Source organism: Streptomyces sp. URMC 127 (assembly GCF_051386535.1).
Classification (GTDB): domain Bacteria; phylum Actinomycetota; class Actinomycetes; order Streptomycetales; family Streptomycetaceae; genus Streptomyces.
In genome coordinates, this window is sequence record NZ_JBPQTW010000437.1 from 1 (window position 1) to 1,454 (window position 1,454).

The 1,454-nt window shown below is 74.8% G+C and carries 1 protein-coding gene; it reads right to left on the reverse strand.

Translation table 11 applies throughout. The annotated features are described in order from the left end of the window. A partial coding sequence (locus ACSNOH_RS34750) for a M48 family metalloprotease (protein WP_436725437.1) occupies positions 1–851 on the reverse strand: 851 nt, incomplete at its 3' end. Between the last annotated feature and the right edge of the window lie 603 nt (positions 852–1,454).

The window sequence follows — 1,454 nt, forward strand, 5'->3', positions numbered from 1 at the left end:
GCTCCGTACGGTCCGGGGGCCGCCGGCGGGGCGGGTGGCGCAGGCGGCATCGGGGGCACCGGCGGCACGGCCTGCGCCCGGTGCTCCTCGGCGAGCACCTCCATCAGCTCGTCGCCGAATCCGAGCCCTGCCGCGTAGTCGTCCGCCCGGCACTCGGCCCGGCGGTGCAGCCAGGCGACGAAGAACGGCCCGAGCGCCACCGGCAGGGTGAGCCACCACATCGACTCGGTGAACGTCAGCGCGTACACGAACCACAGGAACGTCACGGAGAGGCAACCGCCGCAGGCGATGCCCGCCACGTTCCTCGACCCCAGGAGGAAGAGCAGGCCCATGGTGATCCACCGCCACACCGTACGGGCCGGCAGCGCGTACCAGTCGGCGAGCATGCCCGCCCAGGTGTGCCCGCCCACGTGGTGGCCCAGCTCGTGCGCCAGCACGGCTGCCAGCCGGGAGTTCGGCAGCCGCTCCAGCGCGTGGCGGGTGACGCCCACGATGTGTCCGGCGGCAGCGGTCGCGTTGAGCTCGGCGCGCTCCTGGACCCACAGCTCGTACGTGCCCTGGTCCACCCCCGCGCGGCGCGTCACCTCCTCCCACACCGCGCCCAGCCGTTCGGCCTCCTCGGGCGTGGGCCGCCGCATGCCCAGCAGGTAACGGGCGATGGCCGCCTCGGCGGACCGGTGGAAGACCAGCGGCCCGGACAGCAGCCACATGACGGGCATCACCAGGCCGAGCACGGGGTTGACCAGGGCGAACGCGAACGAGACCACGGCGAGGCTGATCAGCGCGGTGGGAAGCGTCACCACCAGCTGAGAGAGCGCTGCGCCGTCCACTCCGCGCTGATACGCCTTCATGTGCTTGCGCCCCGTCTGCAGGGGGAGGTCGTCGTGCGCGCCGGCACCCACGGCGCCGTGGGCGCCGAAGACGCCCGACGGCAGCCCGGGCTGCCCACCCGGATGGGCAGGGTGCGCCGCCTCGTCGCGCGGATGCGCCGGAGTTCCTGTGTCCGGCCCTGCCGGGCCCGGCCCCGTCGGAGACGCTCCCGCGCCAGGGTGGGCAGGGGGCGCGGGGGATTCTGCTGCACCCGGGTATGCGGGTGGCGTGCCTTCGCCGGGCGGCTGGGCCGGCGGCTGTGCGGGGTGCGGGTAGGCCGGGGGCGTCTGCCGGCCCGGATGCGCAGGGGCCCCTGCCCCGGCCGGGTACGCCGGGGGCGTGTCCGCGGCCGGGTAGGCCGGGGGTGCTTCCTGCTCCTGGTGCATCGGGTGCCCTACCTGGCCCGGGTACGCCGGTGGCGTGTTCGTGGCCGGGTACGCCGGTGGTTTCGCCTCGTCCGGGTGCGCCGGGAGTTCGGTCGGGCCGGAGTAGGCCGGGGGCGTGTCTCCGGTCGGGTACGTCGGTGGTTTTGCCTCGTCCGGGTGTGCCGGGGGTTCTGCGTGGCGGGGGCTGTCTCTTATACA